1 protein-coding gene is annotated in these 1,360 nt (G+C 35.5%); it reads left to right on the top strand.

The genetic code is table 11. From position 1 onward, the window contains the following. Positions 1-641: 641 nt before the first annotated feature. Positions 642-1,157: a replication/maintenance protein RepL gene (locus tag ELQ11_RS09490; RefSeq protein WP_126254152.1), complete on the top strand. Its 516-nt coding sequence runs from the start codon at positions 642-644 to the stop codon at positions 1,155-1,157. Positions 1,158-1,360: the final 203 nt, after the last annotated feature.

The raw sequence follows: 1,360 nt of genomic DNA, 5'->3' as shown, positions 1-1,360 counted from the left end.
AGCTTAATTTCATTCTTTTATCAGCTTAGCAAATCGCACCGATAGGTGCAATGATTTGCGGAAATAAAGGTGCGGTGTCGTGAAGTCGCTCCAGAAGCGACGAACGGACAAGACACCGCCCTATTAGCTAGTCGCTCCGCTCCCTAAGCTAACCTAACGCCAAGTTGTATTACAGGCTAATATGTGATGAAGTTTTGGCTATATTCTTTGGAGTGCATAAAGCGGGCTGTCCGCCTTAATCTGCTATCTGCGTTTGAATTTGAAGGGGTTAAGGGGTTGCACCCCTTACAAGCTCGACACTTGGCACAAGTGGCGGATAGCTTGTATCCTTTTCTCATAGGGCGAGGTTACTTTTCGTATTACAAAGGCTAACGCCTTTTAACACTCAAAGAACGCTCGTTAAGGGATTTTCCCCTAAGACCCCTTAGTCGCTGTTTTAAAAAACAGCTCTAATATACTAGAACAAAGAGAAAAAAAAATGAAAAATCTTAATAAATAACTATGGCATAGGAGTTTGAAAGCATTTTTAAAATTATACTTTTGTATAATAAATCTTATACTTTTGTATAATAGAAATTTATTTTTAAGTAAATTTTTATTATACTAGCAGTATAATTTTTTAAAAATTTAGGAGTAAATTTATGACACAAATTAGCGAAGTTGATTTAATTGATGAAACTAGAACTAAGATTGATGATAATCCTAGAAAAATTTCAGGTATAAAAACAAATTATATAGGGCATAGAACCTTTAGAGACATAGAAACAGGAGAGGTTATAGAGCTTGAATATGTGGAAAAAAAGGTATCTCACACCCTTCCAAAAGGGTGGAGAAGGGTTTATTTAGAACATTTTATGGAAGTTTTAACAGGTTTATTAGCTTCAAATCGTAAAATCGACGTCATTGAATATATACTCTCAAACTTAGATAGTGAAAACAAATTTACACAAACACAAGCTTTTGTGGTTAAAAAATTAAAATCTAATCCAAGAACAGTGAATGAAACTTTTAAATATTTAGTGGATATGGATTTTATGAAAAAACAAGGAACTGCATACATTGTAAATCCTAAATATGTCTGTGCGTTTGGCTCTGATAAAAAGAACCGCACCATAGCAATCAACTACAGCTACGATGAACCTAGCTTATTTGACTAAAGGCTAGAAGCGGTGTAAGGGCGTCGGCCGCCCTTATGCACTCCAAAAAGCAAAGAAAAGCCCTTAAAAGGACTTTCTTTGCAAGAAGGTATTTACCCCCTAAGAAATCTCCTAAAAACGATTTAAAGCTTAATTTCATTCTTTTATCAGCTTAGCAAATCGCACCGATAGGTGCAATGATTTGCGGAAATAAAGGTGCGGTG

It is taken from the genome of Campylobacter sp. US50a (assembly GCF_004379015.1).
GTDB classification, from domain to species: domain Bacteria; phylum Campylobacterota; class Campylobacteria; order Campylobacterales; family Campylobacteraceae; genus Campylobacter_D; species Campylobacter_D jejuni.
The sequence above is the reverse complement of the archived record's forward strand: the minus strand, read 5'-3'. Positions and strand labels throughout refer to the sequence as shown.